Below are 17,487 nucleotides of genomic sequence, written 5' to 3'. Positions count from 1 at the left end.
CGAAGGGCCTTCTCGGGAGGGGGGGGCTCAGCGCGGCTCCGGCGGCCGCTGCCGGGGCATGTTCGGCCGGGCCCCGGGCGGCATGGGGAACCGCCCCGGGGAGGCCGGCGCCTCCCGGGGCGGGCCCCCGCCCGGCACCAGCGCCTGCATGGCCAGCGGCACGGGCCCGGCCCGGAACTCCACCATCCAGTCCGACGTCTCCGTCCTGACCAGCTCCGTCACGTCCTCGGAGAACTTCCGCAGCACCCCGAGACACCGCTCGGCCGCCTCCCCCGCGGTGCCCTCCGTGGGCCCGAGGACCTCCCGCACGCTCTCCGAAGCCCAGTCGAACTGCAGCACCTGCAGCCGCCGCTGCACGGCCTGCGCGGTCGCCACGTCCCGCATCCAGCCGGAGGTGAGCCCGAAGAACCGGTCGCACCCCACGCACGCCACCCCGGCGAGCAGCGAGACGAACCCCCAGGTGGCGACGGGCCCCACGGCCCCCGACAGATCCAGCAGCGGCAGCGCCCCGCCGCCCACGGCGCCCAGCGCGGCGCCCACCCGAAGCAGCCGGGCCGTGAGCCGCTTGCGCCCGCGGTCGGTGAGGTACCACGCGGCGGTGTCCAGGGCGCCCCGCTCCACCCAGCGGTACAGCTCGTCGAGCCGCTCGGCGGGTTCGCCCCAGTCACCGAGGGGGAAGGCCCGCCCGGTGAGATCGCCCGGCCGCGCACCCGGACCCGGACCCGCACCCGAACCCGCACCCGGACCCGCGGCCCCGGAACCCGGACCGGCCCCCGAACCCTGCCCCTCGGGGGGCATCCCCTCGGGCTGCATCTCCGGCTGGCTCACCCGGTACTCCTCTACGAGATCGCGCGTATCGACGCTCAGTCCTACCGCCCAATGGGTGGCCCCGAGACCGGATTGATGGCTTTTCCGCCCGGAAGAGGCGCTTGATCAGGTATAGGAATACCGCCGATCTCACTCGAAAGAGTGCCGACGAGAGTGCTGGGGCGGCCCGCCCGCCGACCACGTAGGCTCGTTCCAGGCGGAGAACCCCGCCAGACGGACCCGTACGAAACGGAGCTGATCGTGATCCCCGGTGGTGGCCAGCCCAACATGCAGCAGCTGCTTCAGCAGGCCCAGAAGATGCAGCAGGACCTCGCGGCCGCGCAGGAGGAACTGGCGCGTACGGAGGTGGAGGGCCAGGCGGGCGGCGGTCTCGTCACGGCGACGGTCAACGGCTCGGGCGAGCTGCGCGGCCTGGTGATCGACCCGAAGGCGGTCGACCCGGAGGACACCGAGACGCTGGCGGACCTGGTGGTCGCGGCGGTCCAGGCGGCGAACGAGAACGCGCAGGCGCTCCAGCAGGAGAAGCTGGGCCCGCTGGCGCAGGGCCTGGGCGGCGGCGGCATCCCGGGGCTTCCCTTCTAAGAAACCCCCCGGCCAACTACCGTACGTAGAGAGCCGACACCCTCAAGAGGACTTCAGGAAAGGCGTTCCGTTGTACGAAGGCGTGGTTCAGGACCTCATCGACGAGTTGGGCAGGCTGCCCGGCGTCGGTCCCAAGAGCGCGCAGCGGATCGCCTTCCACATCCTCCAGGCGGAGCCGACGGACGTCCGCCGCCTCGCGCACAGCCTGCTGGAGGTGAAGGACAAGGTCCGCTTCTGCGCGACCTGCGGGAACGTGGCGCAGGAAGAGCTCTGCAACATCTGCCGCGACCCGCGCCGCGACCCCACCGTCATCTGCGTCGTCGAGGAGCCGAAGGACGTCGTGGCGATCGAGCGTACGCGCGAGTTCCGGGGGAAGTACCACGTCCTGGGCGGTGCGATCAGCCCGATCGAGGGCGTGGGCCCGGACGACCTGCGCATACGGGAACTGCTCGCGCGCCTGGCGGACGGCACGGTCACGGAACTGATCCTGGCGACGGACCCGAACCTGGAGGGCGAGGCCACGGCGACGTACCTCGCGCGCATGATCAAGCCCATGGGCCTGAAGGTCACCCGCCTGGCCAGCGGACTCCCTGTCGGGGGAGATCTGGAATACGCGGACGAGGTCACCCTGGGCCGCGCCTTCGAGGGGAGACGACTCCTAGATGTCTGACGCCACGCTGAACACCGTGACCAACAGTCCGGACGACTTCGCGGTGCAGATCTCCGACCAGATCGAGAGCTTCATCGTCTCGGTCCGCGAGGTCGCGAAGGGCGACGAGCCGGACTCGGCGGTCCCCTTCCTCCTCCTGGAGGTCTCCCAGCTCCTCCTGGCCGGCGGCCGCCTGGGCGCGCACGAGGACATCGTCCCCGACGAGCGGTACGAGCCGGACCTCGGCCCGGAGCAGGACGTGGACGACCTCCGCGAGCGCCTCGCCGAGCTCCTGAACCCGATCGACGTCTACTCCGAGGTCTTCGACCCGTACGAGCCCCGCAAGGCCCCGGTCGCCTGCCGCATCTCGGACGACCTGGCGGACGTCGTGGCGGACCTCTGCCACGGCCTGGCCCACTACCGCGCGGGCCGCACCTCGGAGGCCCTGTGGTGGTGGCAGTTCTCCTACTTCTCGAACTGGGGCTCCACGGCATCGGGCACCCTGCGCGCCCTCCAGTCCCTGGTGGCCCACGTCCGCCTGAACCAGCCCCTGGAGGACCTGGACGGCCTGGACACGGACGAGGACCTGACGGAAGACGCCCTTGAGGAAGCGGCGGGCAAGGTCATGGCAGAGGAAATCGCGGGCCCGCTGGGCCTGCGGACGGTCAAGTAGCCCCACCTCTGAGGGCTGCGTCCCCGGTAGGGCCTACGGATCGCCCAGCACCGACAGCAGCCGCCCCGGCTCGACGTAGGGCGCCGTCGGCGTGGGTTCCGAGTACCACTGGAGCGGCCAGGTGTTGCCGTTCAGGGCGGGGATGCCGATGTACGTCACCGTGCGGCACCCCGCGCCGCCGAACCGCTGTACGCCGAGCGGCCAGGCGTGGTCCTTCGCGGTGCCGGGCGCCACGAGGAAGTACATCCACCGGAAGCCGGTCGCCTCGCAGACGACCGGGCCCGCGTCGCCGTCCGCCGTCTCGACCAGGCCGGCGGCGGCCTGTTCCCCGCGTACGCCCTGGATGCGGAGGGCGTCGAAGTGGACGCCGGACACGCGGAGTTGGTGCCCGGCCACCGGGACCCACTCGGGCCAGTGAATTGCGTTCGTCATGACTACAGCGTGCGGGGCGCGGGTTACGCTCGGTAGTGACCCAGGGGGTACACGCCGGGGTGTACCGGTCGGAGGTGGGCTCTGTGTCCGTTCAGTACAACCCGACGTGGCGGTACGGGGGGAACCAGCTGAAGTTGTGGCGCATGAAGGCGAACGTGAGTCGCGAGGAGCTCGGGGCTGCGGCCAATTACGCGCCGGACACGATCAAGGCGATGGAGCAGGGTGTCCGCATGCCGACGCCGCGTGTGTTGGACGCGGCGGACGAGTTGTGCGGTGCGCAGGGGATGCTCAGCGCCGCCAAGGGGTACGTGCGGGGCCAGAAGTTCCCGGCCCGGGCCCAGGACTTCATGGAGCGCGAACGGGAGGCGATCAGCCTCTGGTCGTACGAAGCGACCCTGATCCCGGGGCTGTTGCAGACGAAGGCCTACGCGACCGCGCTGATCGGTAATCGCCATCCGCCATTGGACGACGAGACGGTCGAGAGCAGGATCGCCGCGCGACTGGAGCGCCAGAGCCTGCTGGCCAGCAGCCCGCCTGTGGCCTTCAGTTACGTGCTGTACGAGGCCGTGCTTCGAACTCCGCAGGTGGACAGGGAGCAGCTGCTTCACCTGCTGGACATGGGACAGCGACGGAACATCACCCTCCAGGTGCTCCCCTTCGCATCCGCCATCCCCGCGGCGCTGCTCGGGCCGATGGTCCTGCTGGAGACGCGCAACCACGAGAGGCTTGCCTTCGCGGAAGGGCCGCTGATGAGCGAACTCAGCGATGACCCGGAAGTGGTCTGCACGACGACGGAGCGGCTTAGCATGATCCGCACGGAGGCTCTCAGCCCCGCTAAGTCAGCTCCTTTCATCGAGCGGATGGTGGATGGCCAGTGAGTGATGCGCTGAAGTGGTTCAAGTCGAGCTACAGCGACGACGAAGGCGGCAACTGCCTCGAAGTCGCCCGGGACCGCGGCGAGTTCCTCCACATCCGCGACTCAAAACTCCCCGCGAGCCCCGAGATAACCGTCACCGCCCCCGCGTGGTCCGCGTTCATCGGCGCAGTTCAGCCCGGGGCTTGAGCTTCGGGCCCCGAGCTCTTTTCTGGTTGGTTCACTGCTGGGAAAAGCCCAACCAACCAGCCACGCAGGGAAGTTGAGGGTGCCGTCACCCTCAAGAGTGACGTTCCGTAGTCAGCTTGCGCCGGAACGTAAAGCCGCCCTAGGTTCGCGGCGTTAGAACGGCCTCGGACGGTGCGCCAACACCAATTCCGAGGCCTAGTCCTACGAGTCGAACGAGGATCGACCGTGACTTGTGTCCAGCTTAATCCTGCCCTGCCTTCCCCGTCCCACCCGATGGCCAAAACGGGGTACGGGAAGCGCTCCGTGGATGACGAAACCCCGCACACCGAAGCCGACTTCGGCCGTGTGTGCCAACGGGACGGCGAGATCGGGACGTTCCTCCACCACCTTCAGGAAGGTGCCGCCATGGGGCACAAAGCCGTCGCGTCCGAGCACCCCAACTACGGCCAGCAGGCGGTGCGGACATCAATGGGTCGCCTGTCCCTCGCCGGGCACATCCGCTGGGTCAAGGAGCACATCACCGCCGAGGACAACACCAAGCGCTGGGTGACCAGGACGTACTGGTCGGGAAAGCCCAGATCGGTGGAGTGGTGGACCGAGTTCGTGGAGGCCAGGCACGGACGTGACGTAACTTCCGCCTACCAAGGCGGGCTTGCCCACCTCAGGGGCCCTGACTCGGATCCGGAGACGGATCCTTCAGCCGCTGAAGCCGCTCCACAGAACCCGGACCGTTCGGGTGCCGCGCCGGAGGAGAGCCCCGCGTACCGTGCTCTCACGAGTCTCCGTGCCACGGACCCCCGTATGTCCCTCTCCGAGGCGGACTGCCGGGCACTGGAAGCACTCGCGGCCGAGTGGTTGGCGCGAGGGGCCACCGTAACCGAGATCGTCAGGGCCATGACCTGCGGACTTCCTGACACCGTCCACAACCCGGGTGGGATCGCTCGTACGCGGCTGGAGAGGAAGATGCCCCCGAAGCCCTCGGCGCCGCCTGCCGTCCGGGCTCGCATCGACCGTGCCGTGATGATGTGCACGATGTGCGAGGAATACCTGCCCGGCGCGCGACTCGACAAGGGTCTCTGTGTCGACTGCTATACGGAGCTCGTGCCGGAAGCGGCGGGGAACGCCCTCGGGGCCCTTCCGGCGACGTTCCTCCCTGCCCCTCGGCATGCGCCACAGGTCGACGTAACCGAACGAGTCGACGCGCTGCGTCGCGCGGCGGGCCTCAAGAGTGACAAGGCGTGACGTCCGGTGCCGAAGGGCAGCCACAGACGCCCGCCAAGCTCAAGGACTACACCGTCTGAGGCCCCCGGCCCGAGCCCGCCAGAGCCCGTCAGACCCTGTGACCCGCCCCACTTTCGGAGTGGCCCGCTCCGGAGCGGGCATGTGCCCAGCCGAGCGGTCGGAACGTACTCCCCGAAGAGCGGGGCCGTACGCCCGTGGTGATCAGGTTGTGAGCGGGACATCTCACGATGTGGTATAGCCGAGGCGAATTTCGACCGCTCGTTAAACTGAGCCGACCGCACAACGGATTGAGCGAGGAGCGCACGTGGGCCTTGTCGTGCAGAAGTACGGAGGCTCCTCCGTAGCCGATGCCGAGGGCATCAAGCGGGTCGCCAAGAGAATTGTCGACGCCAAGAAGAACGGCCATCAGGTCGTTGTCGTGGTGTCGGCGATGGGCGACACGACGGATGAGTTGATCGATCTCGCCGGACAGGTATCCCCGATTCCTGCCGGACGTGAATTCGACATGCTGCTGACCGCTGGTGAGCGCATCTCCATGGCCCTGCTGGCCATGGCGATCAAAAACCTGGGCCACGAGGCCCAGTCGTTCACGGGCAGCCAGGCCGGCGTCATCACCGACTCCGTCCACAACAAAGCGCGGATCATCGACGTCACCCCGGGCCGCATCCGGACCTCGATCGACGAGGGCAACATCGCCATCGTCGCCGGGTTCCAGGGCGTCAGCCAGGAGGGCAAGAACATCACCACGCTGGGCCGCGGCGGGTCGGACACGACCGCCGTCGCCCTCGCCGCCGCCCTCGACGCAGAGGTCTGCGAGATCTACACGGACGTGGACGGCGTCTTCACCGCCGACCCCCGTGTGGTGAAGAAGGCGCGGAAGATCGACTGGATCTCGTTCGAGGACATGCTGGAGCTCGCGAGCTCCGGGTCCAAGGTGCTCCTCCACCGCTGCGTGGAGTACGCACGTCGTTACAACATCCCGATCCACGTCCGCAGCTCGTTCTCCGGGCTGCAGGGCACCTGGGTCAGCAACGAACCGCAAGGGGACCGCAAGGTGGAGCAGGCCATCATCTCCGGTGTCGCGCACGACACCTCCGAGGCCAAGATCACGGTCGTCGGTGTGCCGGACAAGCCGGGCGAGGCCGCCTCGATCTTCCGCGCCATCGCGGACGCCGAGGTCAACATCGACATGGTCGTGCAGAACGTGTCGGCCGCCTCGACGGGCCTGACCGACATCTCGTTCACCCTGCCCAAGGCCGAGGGCCGCCGGGCCATCGACGCCCTGGAGAAGACCCGCCAGTCGGTCGGCTTCGACTCGCTGCGCTACGACGACCAGATCGCGAAGATCTCCCTCGTCGGCGCGGGCATGAAGACCAACCCGGGCGTCACCGCGACCTTCTTCGAGGCGCTCAGCGACGCCGGCGTGAACATCGAGCTCATCTCGACCTCCGAGATCCGCATCTCGGTCGTCACGCGCGCCGACGACGTGAACGAGTCCGTACGGGCCGTGCACACCGCCTTCGGTCTCGACTCCGACACGGACGAGGCCGTGGTCTATGGAGGCACCGGGCGATGAACCGGAAGCCGACGCTCGCGGTCGTCGGAGCGACCGGGGCCGTCGGCACGGTCATGCTCCAGATCCTGTCGCAGCACGCAGACATCTGGGGCGAGATCAGACTCGTCGCCTCACCGCGCTCGGCCGGCCGGAAGCTGGCCGTGCGCGGTGCGGAGACCGAGGTCCTTGCCCTGTCGGAGGACGTCTTCGACGGGGTCGACGTCGCCATGTTCGACGTACCCGACGAGGTCGCCGCGCAGTGGGCGCCCGTCGCCGCCGCCAAGGGCGTCGTCGTCATCGACAACTCCGCCGCCTTCCGGATGGACCCGGACGTTCCGCTCGTGGTCCCCGAGGTCAACCCGCACGCCGCGCGCGTGCGGCCGCGCGGCATCGTCGCCAACCCCAACTGCACCACCCTCTCGATGATCGTGGCCGTCGGCGCGCTGCACGCCGAGTTCGGCCTGCGCGAGCTGATCGTCTCCTCGTACCAGGCGGTGAGCGGCGCGGGCCGCGAGGGCATCGAAACGCTCCGCCGCCAGCTGCGCCTCGTCGCGGGCACGGAACTGGGCACCAGCCCCGGCGACGTACGCCGCGCGGTCGGTGACGACACCGGTCCCTTCCCCGAGCCGGTCGCGTTGAACGTGGTGCCGTGGGCCGGGACCCTGCGGGACGACGGCTGGTCCTCCGAGGAGATGAAGGTGCGGGACGAGTCCCGCAAGATCCTCGGCCTTCCCGGTCTGCGCGTCGCCGCCACCTGTGTCCGGGTGCCCGTCGTGACCACCCACTCCGCGACCGTTCATGCCCGTTTCGAGGACGAGGTCACGGTGGACAAGGCGCGCGAGATCCTCGCCACCGCCCCCGGCGTCGTACTGTTCGACGATCCGGCCGCCGGGGAGTTCCCCACCCCCGCCGACGTGGTGGGCACCGACCCGACCTGGGTGGGCCGGGTACGGAGGTCGCTGGACGACCCGACCGCCCTGGAGCTCTTCGTGTGCGGGGACAACCTGCGCAAGGGCGCGGCGCTGAACACCGTGCAGATCGCGGAGCTGGTGGCCGCGGAGCTCACGGCCGCCGGCTGAACCGTCGCGGGGCACAGGTACGGCGCGGGGCACAGGTACGGCGGCGTGGTGGCGTCGACTGATTGGTACGGACCACCCTGAAGCGGAACCCTATGAGGGATCTGTGTAAGTTCTGTGTCCAACTTGGTCACGGCGATCGCTTGAACTGGACCAGCTCCGCGTTCGAAGATTCGCGTCTGATCAATGCAACCGACGGCGGGACGGGGGGCGTCTTTAGCGGTCGCCCTCAGGGGTGGCCCGAGCGCTGTCGAAAAAATGGGGCATAGGGGAAGAGCTGGTACGCATGGGGGCATTTGATGCATCGTCACGAGCGGTGCCCACGGAGCATGCAGCAAACGCGATCCCGGATGCGTACAACCCTGATGGGGGGAAGCGTGTCCAACAAGCGTGGCAGAGGTACTCGACTTCACAGCGGTACAGGCGAGAGGCGCGGCGGCGCTGCGTCCGCCTCGCCGACCCCGCACGACCGGTGGCATGCCGGTGATCGCACCCATGCCCGCAGCGCGGCCCGCCCGCATTCCGGCGCAGCGCGAGGGCGATGACTTGCGCGTGACCGCGGGCACCACAGTCGACCATCTCACCGAGACCTATCGCGCCCACTACAGGTCGCTCCTCGGTCTCGCCGCGCTGCTCCTGGACGACACGGCGTCCTGCGAGGACGTGGTCCAGGAGGCGTTCATCCGGGTGCACTCGGCGCGCAAGCGCGTGCGCGACCCGGAGAAGACGCTCGCGTACCTGCGCCAGACCGTGGTCAACCTCTCCCGTTCCGCGCTGCGCCGCCGGATCCTCGGGCTCAAGCTTCTCTCGAAGCCGATGCCCGACATGGCGAGCGCGGAAGAGGGGGCGTACGACCAGCTGGAACGCGACGAGCTGATCAAGGCCATGCGCGGACTGCAGCGGCGCCAGCGCGAGGTCCTCGTGCTGCGCTACTTCGCCGACATGACCGAGGCGCAGGTCGCCGAGACCCTGGGCATATCGCTCGGCTCGGTGAAGGCGTACGGCTCGCGCGGCATCGCGGCCCTGAGGGTCGCCATGGAGGCGCCGGCATGAGTGAGCGCAAGCGTGATGAGCAGGGCGGATTTGATCGGCATGGCAGGGACGCAGACGTGAACCACGACGGCCCCGAGGGCGGGGGCCCCGAGGACGGCGGGCCCGAACAGGGCGGTTCCGAACAGGGCGGTTTCGAACGGGGCGGTTTCGAACGGGGCGGTTCCGGGGCGGGTGACCGCTCGACCGCCCCGACCGGAGCCGGTTCCACCCCTGCCTCCGACCCCGACCCCGACTCCGACTCCGGCTCCGACTCCGGCTCCGACCTGTTCGGGTCCGACGAGCTCGCGCTGCGGCGGATGATGCGGCAGGCCGTGGAGGAGATCGAGCCGAGCGAGCGCTCCCTCGACCACCTGCGGCAGGCCGTCCCCGCCCGCAGGGCCCGCAAGCGCCAGGCCGTCGTCGGCCTCGCCGCCGCCGCGCTCTTCATCGGCACCGCCGTCCCCGCCCTGGTGCACGTCACCAACTCGGGCGGCGACTCGGACGACCGCACCTCGATCGCCGGCAACAGCCAGGACGCCCAGGGCGGTTCGGGCCAGGGCAAGGGCCCCGACGGCGGCGAGAAGGGTGCGGGCCAGAAGCCCGGCAAGTCCAAGAGCAAGGACAAGAAGGACAAGAAGGGCAAGAGGGACGGCAAGGCGAAGGGTGGCACGGGCGGCGGCGGTACGGGATCGCCGGACCCCTCCACCTCCGAGGCCGCCAGCTCACCGGCGTGCGCCGCGACCCAGCTCGGCGCCACGGGCAGCGCGGGCACGGCGGAGGCCGACAACAAGGTCTACGGCTCGTTCCGCGTCTCCAACGTCTCCGACAGCAGCTGTACGGTCGAGGCGGCCGGCGCCGTCGGTACGGTGGCGCAGGGCGGGGCCGACCCCGCGAAGATCACCGTGGTCGACCACACGGCGGGCGACGCGGCGACCCGGCTGCCGGACCCCTCGCAGGAGGCCAGCCCGTTCGTCCTGCAGCCCGGAGCGGCGTACGAGGTGCGGTTCGTCTGGGTGCCGTCGGACTCGTGCCCCTCGGACGGCGGCGAGCCGACGCCCAACCCCTCCCCGTCGGAGGGCACCACCGGCTCCCCGGACGGCGGCACGCCCGAGGGCGTGGAACCGCAGCTGGGACGCGTCGAAGGCGGTGTGGTCGACGGCAGCGTGGTGGTCTCCCTGACCGCGGAGGCGGGCTCGCCCTCGGCGGGGGCGACGATTCCGAACGCGTGCGCCGGGACGGTGTACCGGACGGGGATCCTGCCGGCGTCGTAGGGCGTGGGTGTGAGGGTGTGGGGGGCGGGGCTGGTCAGGCCCCGACGGACCGGCTGCCCTCGGCCGTCTCCTCGTTCGCCTCCGGGTCCGGGTCCGGGTCCGGGAGCAGGCCCAGGCGGGCGTCGCGGGCGAACTCGGCCTCGCGGCGGAAGAGACGGAACCACATGAAGACGACGAACCCGGCGAAGACGAACCACTCACCGGTGTAGCCGAGGTTCTGGAAGGCCTTCAGGTCGAGCCCGGTGTTGTTGGGCGCGGCGGCCGGGACGGCCTTCATGCCGGAGTCGGCCTTGCCGAGGGTGATCCACGCGTCGTACATGTCGTCGCGGACGAGGTTGACGAGCGACGCCGAGCTGATCGCGCCCAGCTGGTCCCGGGGCAGGCCGCCCGCGGCGCTGACCCCGTTGGAGCCGGGGCTCTCCGAGGCCTGCAGCGCGCCGGTGACGGTGACCTCGCCCTGGGGGGCGGCCGGGGCCTTCGCGGCGCTCGCGTCGCCGGGGAGCCAGCCGCGGACGACGGGCAGCGACTTTCCGCCGTCCGTACGGAGCAGCGTCAGGACGTAGAAGCCGCGCTTGTCGTCCAACTCACGGTCGGGTACGAGGAGTTGCTTGCCGTAGCGACCGGTGGCCGTGGCCTGCTCGCCCGAGGTCTCCTTGTCGACGGGGAGCAGCGAGTCGAGGGGCCTGCCCTCGGTGTTCCGCTCCCTGTCCTGCTCGGCGACCTGGTCCTTGGCGGACTCGTGGTCCTGTACGCGGTCCTCGAAGCGGCCGAGCTGCCAGGAGCCCATGAAAATGCAGAAGGGGATGGCCAGCACGACGAAGACGTTGATCCCCCACCAGCGGGGCGTCAGCAGAAACCGGTACACACTTCCACGGTACGGGGCCCCTGCGGGGGGCTGAGCCGTGGGGTCCCTGGGTCACCCTGCGGGTGGGGGTCCCGTGGGCGGGGGCGGGTCGCCTGCGGCGGGCTGGGCGCCGGCCGGTGGGCCCGCCGCCCCGGGGCCCGCTGCGGCCGGGGGGGGGGCGCCGCCTGCGGCGGCCTGCCCCGCCGCTGCGCGGCGGAAGCCTCCCACCCACCCACCCGTTTACCCGGCACCGTCCGGTGCGGGTAGGGGCCCGCACGCTCAGCCTGCGCCGGAGGGATCCTTCGCCGCCTGCGGCGGCCTGCCCCGCCGCTGCGCGGCGGATGCCTCCCACCCACCCGCCCGTTTACCCCGCACCGTCCGGTGCGGGTAGGGGCCTGCACGCTCAGCCTGTGCCGGAGGGGGCCCCGGGGCGGGTTCGCCGCCTGCGGCGGCCTGCCCCACCCGTCCACCCGTTTACCCCGCACCGCCCCGTGCAGGTACGAGCCCGCCGCACCGCCACGCCAGGTGAACCCCCACCCACCCGGCCTCCCCGCACAGGACGGTGCCGGGTGAACGGGTGGGTGGGTGGGATCAATCCGCCGCGGAGCGGCGGGCCAGGCCGCCGCAGGCGGCGAACCACCCCCCCCGGCCTCAGCGGGCCGCCCCAACCGGCACCCCCACCGGCGAAGCCATAGCCCGCCGCAGGCGACTAGCCCCCCGCAGGGGACGTCACCCCTCAGCCCCCCGCAAGGGGACGTCACCCCTAAGCCGCCGCCAGGCACAGGCCCCGTTCAAGCCCCCCGCACATGGCGCCCCGCAAAGTCCAACTCCAACCGCACCTGCTTGATCCGCTCGTCCACGACCAGTGACCCGTGGCCCGCGTCGTAGCGGTAGACCTCGTGGGTCGCGCCCCGTGCCGTCAGGCGGTCCACGTAGTTGTCGATCTGGCGGATCGGGCAGCGGGGGTCGTTGACGCCCGCCGAGATGTAGACGGGGGCCTTCACCTCGTCCACGTACGTCAGTGGGGACGACGCCCGGAACCGTTCCGGGACCTCCTCGGGCGTGCCGCCGAGCAACGTGCGGTCCATCGCCTTCAGCGCCTCCATCTCGTCGTGGTACGCCGTCACGTAGTCCGCGACGGGCACCGCCGCCAGGCCCACCGCCCAGGCGTCCGGCTGCGTGCCGAGGCCGAGCAGGGTGAGGTAGCCGCCCCAGGAGCCGCCCGAGAGGACCAGGCGGTCGGGGTCCGCGAGGCCCGACGTCACCGCCCACTCCCGGACCGCCGCGATGTCCTCGAGCTCGATGAGGCCGACGCGGTGCTTGAGCGCGTCCGTCCACTCCCGGCCGTACCCGGTCGAGCCGCGGTAGTTCACCCGTACCACCGCGTACCCGTGGTCGATCCAGGCCGCCGGGCCCGCCGCGAAGGAGTCGCTGTCGTGCCAGGTGGGGCCGCCGTGCACCTCGAAGACGGTGGGGAGCGGACCCGAGGAGCCCGCGGGGCGCTGCACGAGCGCGTGGATGCGGCCGCCGGGGCCCTCCACCCACACGTCCTCCACGGGGACGGACTTCGGCGCCTTCATGCCGGGCGGGTCCAGGACCACGTCGCCCGACGTGGAGCGGACCACCGGCGGCTCGGCGGCGGAGGACCACATGTACTCCACGGTGCCGTCGGGGCGGGCCGTCGCGCCCGACACCGATCCCGCGGGCGTCTCGATGCGGACCAGGTCGCGCGAGGCGAGGTCGTAGCGGAACAGTTCGCCGCGCGCCTCGAAGCCGTGCGCGATCAGCAGGGCCGAGCCGTCGGGGTACCACTCGGCGCTCACGTCGCCCGGCAGGCCGAGCGCGAGGTCGCTCTCCTCGCCGCTCGCCACGTCCCACACCATCGGCTCCCAGCGGCCCCGCCGCTGGTGCCCGATCAGCAGGCGCGTGTCGCCGTCGACCGGCGCGAAGCCGAGGACCTCCAGGCCGAGCTCGACCGTGCCGCCCTTGGTGTCGTCCAGCTCGGCGACGGTCGAGCCGTCCGCGCGGATCACCCGCAGCGCGGAGTGCATCGCGTCGCCGTGCTCCGTGTGCTCGACGGCGATCAGCGCGCCGTCGTGCGAGAGGTCGCCGACGCCGGCCGACTCACGGTGGCGGTACACCTCCACGGGGGCGGGGGCGCCGGGACGTACGACATGGATCGTCGAGCCCTCCTCGTCCGTCGAGCGGCCGACGATCACCGTCCCGCCGTCCCTGCCGAGGGCGAGCCCCGCGGGGTACGAGGCCTCCAGGCCCGGCACCGCGGGCTCGTCGGGTCCGCCGCCGAAGGGCTGGCGCATCCACACGCCGAACTCGTCGCCGTCCTTGTCGTTGAACCACCAGATCCACTCGCCGTCCGGCGACAGGACGCCGTCCGTCGTGCCGTTCGGCCGGTCGGTCACCTGGCGCTGGGCGCCGGTGGCCCGGTCCCACGCGTACAACTCGTACGTCCCCGTCGCGTTCGACACGAACAGGGAGCGCTGCGGGGCGTCCTCCGCCCAGTCCGGCAGCGACACCCTCGGCGCCCTGAACCGCTTCTCCCAGTCCGGCATGGACGTCGACCCTGTCGCCTTCTCGGCACCCGTATCGCTCATGCCCCCATAGTGCACGGCCCCGCCGACAAACCGCCGACGGGAGTCCCCAGCCTGTGGATAACTTTCCGGCCCCCGCGTACGGCCCGCGTACGAACCGCTTACGAACCGCGTACGTGCGCCCCGCACCCCCCACCCTCACGGCAGCGGCGACGGCGGCCGCAGCCAGCCCTCTCGCTCCGGCGCGAACTCGCCCAGCTCCCGCCAGTCCCACGCCCGCAGCACCTCACGGCCCACGTCGTCGTCCCGCTTGATGACGGTCACGACGACCTCGGACGTGTGCCGGGTCAGAAGCAGCGTCCGCAGCCGGGAGGCCACCCCCGTCCTGCGCCCGGCGGGCGCCACCATCAGCTCGCCGAGCCGGAACACCCGCCCCGACGCGGTCTGTTCCGCGACCTCCGCGGGCAGGACGCCCCGGAACCCCTCCCACCACTCGCCGCTGCGCTCGGCGCGGTAGCCGTAGAGGCAGCCGACGAGGCCCCCCGCGTCGGCCACCACCATGTCGAAGTCGGTCTGCTGCACGTCATGTTCGAACCGCCGCAGGAAGTCCTGCCGACTGCCCTGCCCGGCCCCGCCCGAGCCCCGGAAGGCCTCTACGTAGAGATCGGCCACGGCCTCACGCTGCTGCTCCGCCTGCCAACGGCTCAGCCGTCGCAGGAACACCTCTGGCATCTGCGCCTCCCCGTCCGCCCCGCCGAGGGCGTACCCCCCGCACCCTGGACTCCGCATGGTGACAGCACGGAACGGCGAGCGGAACGGGGCGGCGGGCCGGAAGCCGGGCCGGAGGCCGCCGCGGAGGCCGGGTCGGTGAACTCCCTCGTCCGCGAGGCGCTTAACCTGGGCGGAAATGGGCAGGCGGCAGTTGTCGTCCCCGTTCGATGTCCCCGACCGAAGGTGAACTTGTGAGGCCGCCTACACAGTTGACTGCAGCGTCTACGCATGAGGCAGCGCGCCCCGCGGGCTCCCGGGAAGAGATGTCCGGCAGCGAACTGCCGTGGGTCGAAGACGCGGGCAAGGTCGCGCCGCAGGACGCGCGCGCCCTGTCGAAGATCTTCTTCGACCGGCTCCAGACCCTCGAAGAGGGCACCCACGAGTACCAGTACGCGCGCAACACCCTGATCGAGATGAACCTGTCGCTCGTGCAGTTCGCGGCCGCGCGGTTCCGCGGCGGCAGCACGGACTCCGACGACATCGTGCAGGTCGGCACGATCGGCCTGATAAAGGCCATCGACCGCTTCGAGCTCTCCCGTGACGTCGCGTTCAGCACCTTCGCGCTGCCCTACATCACCGGCGAGATCAAGCGGTTCTTCCGCGACACCACCTGGGCCGTGCACGTGCCGCGCCGCCTCCAGGAGCTCCGGGTCGACCTGGCCAAGGCCAAGGAGCAGCTCGGCGGCGAGCTGGACCGCGAGCCCACCGTGCGCGAGCTCGCCGAGTACCTCGACCTCACCGAGCGCGAGGTCAACGACGGCCTCGTCGCTTCGAACGGCTATACGGCGGGCTCCATCGACGTGCCCGTCGGCCAGGACGACGGCACCCAGGGACGGGACTACGCCGACGTCCTCGGCGAGGACGACCCCGCGCTCGACCTCTTCGAGGAGCTGCACACCCTGGCGCCCCTCATCGAGCAACTGGACGAGCGCGAGCGCCACATCATCGAGATGCGCTTCGGCCGCGAGATGACCCAGGCGCAGATCGGCGAGGTGCTCGGCATCTCCCAGATGCACGTCTCGCGCCTGCTCACGCGCACCCTCGCCAAGCTGCGCTCGGGCATGCTCACCGAGACCTGAGCCGTACGTCGACGCGCAGCGGCCGGGGAGCGACCGCGGCGCGCGCCTCGGCCACCGTCTCCCGGGCCAGCCGGCGCAGTACGTCCTCCGGGGCGCTGTCCGCCCGCAGCACGACCGTGATCCGGGCGCGCAGCCCCCGCCGGCTTCCGCGCAGGCGTACGCGCGCGTGGGTGACGCCCTGGACCGCGCGGGCCCGTTCGGTCATCGCCGCGGCGAGCGCGGGCCCGGAGAGGGTGATGTCGGGGTGGCCGAGGGGCAGTTCCCGCAGCCGTCCGTCGCGGAGCTGCGCGAGGGCCCAGCCGAGGAACAGGAGTACGCCGACGGAGAGCGCGGCGACGACCAGCGCCGTCCACCCGTCGTGGCCGCGCCAACGGCTCAGGTCGTCCGCGTCGAGCCACACCCGGTCGGCGCCGAGCCGCGGCGAGCCGGCCGGCAGCCGGTCCCGTACGGGGTCGGTCGCGGACGCGAGGCCGGCCCCCGCACCGATCAGCGCCGCCGCCGCGCAGACCAGGGCGGTGCGGTTGACCCCACCACGCATCCGGCTCATCGACCACCGCCGCCTTGCCCGGAACGGTCACCGGTCACGGACGCCGCAGACCCTACGGGCGCCGCAGGGGCCGCCCCTCCGCCCACAGGAGCCACCCCCGCACCCGTATCCACCCCCACCACGTCCCGCCACACCGGCTCCGTATCCACCCGTACCCGCAGCCGTGGCTGTCGTGCCGTGCCCCAGGACGTCACCGTCCGTTCCACCACGTCCCGCACCGCCCGCCGCGCCACGTCCAGTTGGCCGAAAGTGAGCCCGGCGCGCACGCGGACGACCCGGCGGCCGACCGACACCCGCACCCGGCCGACCCCGGACACCTCCGACACCGCGTCCCGCAACAGCGCGGCCGCCGCGCGCCGGTCCAGGGTCGCGCGGAGCTCCGGCAGGGGCTCCCGCATCGGGAGCCGCCCGCGCAGCCCCGGCGTGACGGCGAGCACCAGCAGCCACACGCCGAGCGCGAGCACGGCGAGCGCGGCCACGAGGCCCGGCCAGGCGCTGCTGTCCGGGCCGTGCGTGGTGAGCCACCGCAGCAGGTCCACCCGCCACCGCGCGGGCGGCCGCCCCGCGGCGTGCACGGCGAGGACGTCGTACAGAAGGACCCCGCAGACCAGCGCGCCGAGCAGCGCCAGAACCCCGACCGGGAGCCGCCGTCGCCCCCACGGTCGCCGCACCCGGCGCCCGCCCGCCTCCGCCCCCGGAGCGTCCTCCGCCGCCTCGACCGCCCGCCCACCCGAGGCGGGCTCCGCGTCCCGCGCGCCCCGCACCCGCAGCCCGCCCACCCGTATCCGCGTCGAGGGCACCGCGAGTCCGGTGAGCCGGTGCGTGCGGTCGGCGACGTGCGACCGCACGCGTTCCCCCGCGTCGTCGAGGACCTCGGGGTACGGCAGCGTCACGGTGACGGCGACCCGCGCCCGGCGTCCGCGCACCGACGCCGCACCGCGGGTGGCCCGCACCTCGTCGGGGGCGAGCGCCTCCGTGGCGGCCTGTTCCGCGATGCGGCGCACCGCGCGGTCGGCGACGGTCGTCGAGCCGCGCTCCCCGGCCGGGGTGCTCATCGCCGCCCCCGGTCACGCCCGCCGAGGAAGCCCCGTATGTCCGTGCCGTCGTCCACGAGGCGCCCCACCAGGAAGCCGACCGCGCCCAGCGCGGCGACCAGGAGGAAGGCACCGAAGCCGCCGAACCACCCCGCGAATCCCAGGGCCATCCCGGCCACCATGCCCACCAGAGCTGTGCTCACCACTCACCCCTCACCACAGAAGAAGACATCGCTGCCGTACCCCGGGCCGGACGTGGA

General features: G+C 71.7%; 19 protein-coding genes. 11 read left to right on the top strand and 8 right to left on the bottom strand.

Annotation, left to right across the window (positions count from 1 at the left end; genetic code table 11):
• Positions 1–27: 27 nt before the first annotated feature.
• Entirely contained in the window at positions 28–828 is an 801-nt protein-coding gene (locus ACFYO9_RS27140; RefSeq protein ID WP_358777222.1) for an SLATT domain-containing protein, read from the bottom strand.
• A 240-nt stretch (positions 829–1,068) separates the two neighbouring features.
• On the opposite strand from ACFYO9_RS27140, the gene ACFYO9_RS27135 reads away from it, so the two are divergent.
• The 3 genes from ACFYO9_RS27135 (at position 1,069) to ACFYO9_RS27125 (ending at position 2,732) form a co-directional block, all read left to right on the top strand.
• Positions 1,069–1,410 (top strand): YbaB/EbfC family nucleoid-associated protein, encoded by a 342-nt coding sequence (locus ACFYO9_RS27135; RefSeq protein ID WP_358709940.1) that lies wholly within the window; start codon positions 1,069–1,071, stop codon positions 1,408–1,410.
• A gap of 70 nt (positions 1,411–1,480) precedes the next feature.
• Complete coding sequence (recR, locus tag ACFYO9_RS27130; RefSeq protein WP_358777223.1) at positions 1,481–2,080, top strand: recombination mediator RecR; 600 nt, start codon at positions 1,481–1,483, stop codon at positions 2,078–2,080.
• Positions 2,073–2,732 (top strand): DUF5063 domain-containing protein, encoded by a 660-nt coding sequence (locus tag ACFYO9_RS27125; RefSeq protein WP_355810706.1) that lies wholly within the window; start codon positions 2,073–2,075, stop codon positions 2,730–2,732. The genes recR and ACFYO9_RS27125 overlap by 8 nt, the downstream gene beginning before the upstream one ends.
• Before the next feature lie 33 nt (positions 2,733–2,765).
• On the opposite strand, the gene ACFYO9_RS27120 is transcribed toward ACFYO9_RS27125, so the two are convergent.
• On the bottom strand, positions 2,766–3,164 hold the full coding sequence (locus tag ACFYO9_RS27120; protein ID WP_358777224.1) for a hypothetical protein: 399 nt from the start codon (positions 3,162–3,164) through the stop codon (positions 2,766–2,768).
• 35 nt (positions 3,165–3,199) lie between these two features.
• Here ACFYO9_RS27120 and ACFYO9_RS27115 point away from each other — a divergent pair, with 35 nt between their 5' ends.
• The 7 genes from ACFYO9_RS27115 to ACFYO9_RS27085 all read left to right on the top strand — a co-directional run bounded on the left by ACFYO9_RS27115 (position 3,200) and on the right by ACFYO9_RS27085 (position 10,403).
• Positions 3,200–4,042: a helix-turn-helix transcriptional regulator gene (locus tag ACFYO9_RS27115; RefSeq protein ID WP_388666643.1), complete on the top strand. Its 843-nt coding sequence runs from the start codon at positions 3,200–3,202 to the stop codon at positions 4,040–4,042.
• Positions 4,039–4,227 carry a DUF397 domain-containing protein gene (locus ACFYO9_RS27110; protein WP_355810713.1) on the top strand — a complete coding sequence of 63 codons (189 nt, stop codon included), beginning with the start codon at positions 4,039–4,041 and terminating at the stop codon, positions 4,225–4,227. Before ACFYO9_RS27115 ends, ACFYO9_RS27110 begins: the two co-directional genes overlap by 4 nt.
• Positions 4,228–4,530: 303 nt before the next feature.
• Positions 4,531–5,469 (top strand): hypothetical protein, encoded by a 939-nt coding sequence (locus tag ACFYO9_RS27105; protein ID WP_358777226.1) that lies wholly within the window; start codon positions 4,531–4,533, stop codon positions 5,467–5,469.
• Between the two features lie 304 nt (positions 5,470–5,773).
• A complete protein-coding gene (locus ACFYO9_RS27100) occupies positions 5,774–7,045 on the top strand; it encodes an aspartate kinase (protein ID WP_355810719.1) in 1,272 nt (423 codons plus the stop codon).
• Positions 7,042–8,103, top strand: a complete 1,062-nt coding sequence (locus ACFYO9_RS27095; RefSeq protein WP_358777227.1) for an aspartate-semialdehyde dehydrogenase — start codon at positions 7,042–7,044, stop codon at positions 8,101–8,103. Before ACFYO9_RS27100 ends, ACFYO9_RS27095 begins: the two co-directional genes overlap by 4 nt.
• A 387-nt stretch (positions 8,104–8,490) precedes the next feature.
• A complete protein-coding gene (locus ACFYO9_RS27090) occupies positions 8,491–9,153 on the top strand; it encodes a SigE family RNA polymerase sigma factor (protein WP_355810724.1) in 663 nt (220 codons plus the stop codon).
• A complete protein-coding gene (locus tag ACFYO9_RS27085; protein ID WP_358777228.1) occupies positions 9,150–10,403 on the top strand; it encodes a hypothetical protein in 1,254 nt (417 codons plus the stop codon). Before ACFYO9_RS27090 ends, ACFYO9_RS27085 begins: the two co-directional genes overlap by 4 nt.
• Before the next feature lie 34 nt (positions 10,404–10,437).
• On the opposite strand, the gene ACFYO9_RS27080 is transcribed toward ACFYO9_RS27085, so the two are convergent.
• From ACFYO9_RS27080 to ACFYO9_RS27070, 3 genes are all read right to left on the bottom strand, one after another.
• Complete coding sequence (locus ACFYO9_RS27080) at positions 10,438–11,268, bottom strand: SURF1 family protein (RefSeq protein WP_358777229.1); 831 nt, start codon at positions 11,266–11,268, stop codon at positions 10,438–10,440.
• A gap of 770 nt (positions 11,269–12,038) precedes the next feature.
• Complete coding sequence (locus ACFYO9_RS27075; protein ID WP_358777230.1) at positions 12,039–13,859, bottom strand: prolyl oligopeptidase family serine peptidase; 1,821 nt, start codon at positions 13,857–13,859, stop codon at positions 12,039–12,041.
• A gap of 135 nt (positions 13,860–13,994) precedes the next feature.
• A complete protein-coding gene (locus ACFYO9_RS27070) occupies positions 13,995–14,528 on the bottom strand; it encodes a hypothetical protein (protein ID WP_355810735.1) in 534 nt (177 codons plus the stop codon).
• 302 nt (positions 14,529–14,830) lie between these two features.
• Here ACFYO9_RS27070 and ACFYO9_RS27065 point away from each other — a divergent pair, with 302 nt between their 5' ends.
• Positions 14,831–15,646: an RNA polymerase sigma factor SigF gene (locus tag ACFYO9_RS27065; RefSeq protein WP_358709933.1), complete on the top strand. Its 816-nt coding sequence runs from the start codon at positions 14,831–14,833 to the stop codon at positions 15,644–15,646.
• Here the strand turns inward: ACFYO9_RS27065 and ACFYO9_RS27060 are convergent.
• From ACFYO9_RS27060 to ACFYO9_RS27050, 3 genes are read right to left on the bottom strand one after another with little or no spacing between them, the layout of a single operon-like run.
• Entirely contained in the window at positions 15,633–16,193 is a 561-nt protein-coding gene (locus tag ACFYO9_RS27060) for an alkaline shock response membrane anchor protein AmaP (RefSeq protein ID WP_358777231.1), read from the bottom strand. The genes ACFYO9_RS27065 and ACFYO9_RS27060 overlap by 14 nt on opposite strands.
• Positions 16,190–17,248: a DUF6286 domain-containing protein gene (locus tag ACFYO9_RS27055; protein ID WP_358777232.1), complete on the bottom strand. Its 1,059-nt coding sequence runs from the start codon at positions 17,246–17,248 to the stop codon at positions 16,190–16,192. The genes ACFYO9_RS27060 and ACFYO9_RS27055 overlap by 4 nt, the downstream gene beginning before the upstream one ends.
• Positions 17,245–17,430: a hypothetical protein gene (locus tag ACFYO9_RS27050; RefSeq protein WP_355810746.1), complete on the bottom strand. Its 186-nt coding sequence runs from the start codon at positions 17,428–17,430 to the stop codon at positions 17,245–17,247. Before ACFYO9_RS27050 ends, ACFYO9_RS27055 begins: the two co-directional genes overlap by 4 nt.
• Positions 17,431–17,487: the final 57 nt, after the last annotated feature.

This window comes from Streptomyces sp. NPDC005863 (genome assembly GCF_042871345.1).
In the GTDB taxonomy this organism is placed as follows: Bacteria; Actinomycetota; Actinomycetes; order Streptomycetales; family Streptomycetaceae; genus Streptomyces.
Note: the sequence above shows the minus strand (reverse complement) of the source record. Positions and strands in the feature narration are given on the sequence as shown.

Excerpts from the sequence above, each read along its gene's own strand:
- ACFYO9_RS27120 (WP_358777224.1), bottom strand. The coding sequence starts at position 3,164 with ATGACGAACGCAATTCACTGGCCCGAGTGGGTCCCGGTGGCCGGGCAC.
- ACFYO9_RS27055 (WP_358777232.1), bottom strand. The coding sequence starts at position 17,248 with ATGAGCACCCCGGCCGGGGAGCGCGGCTCGACGACCGTCGCCGACCGC.
- ACFYO9_RS27095 (WP_358777227.1), top strand. The coding sequence starts at position 7,042 with ATGAACCGGAAGCCGACGCTCGCGGTCGTCGGAGCGACCGGGGCCGTC.
- ACFYO9_RS27060 (WP_358777231.1), bottom strand. The coding sequence starts at position 16,193 with ATGAGCCGGATGCGTGGTGGGGTCAACCGCACCGCCCTGGTCTGCGCG.
- ACFYO9_RS27125 (WP_355810706.1), top strand. The coding sequence starts at position 2,073 with ATGTCTGACGCCACGCTGAACACCGTGACCAACAGTCCGGACGACTTC.
- ACFYO9_RS27070 (WP_355810735.1), bottom strand. The coding sequence starts at position 14,528 with ATGCCAGAGGTGTTCCTGCGACGGCTGAGCCGTTGGCAGGCGGAGCAG.
- ACFYO9_RS27085 (WP_358777228.1), top strand. The coding sequence starts at position 9,150 with ATGAGTGAGCGCAAGCGTGATGAGCAGGGCGGATTTGATCGGCATGGC.
- ACFYO9_RS27075 (WP_358777230.1), bottom strand. The coding sequence starts at position 13,859 with ATGAGCGATACGGGTGCCGAGAAGGCGACAGGGTCGACGTCCATGCCG.
- ACFYO9_RS27065 (WP_358709933.1), top strand. The coding sequence starts at position 14,831 with ATGTCCGGCAGCGAACTGCCGTGGGTCGAAGACGCGGGCAAGGTCGCG.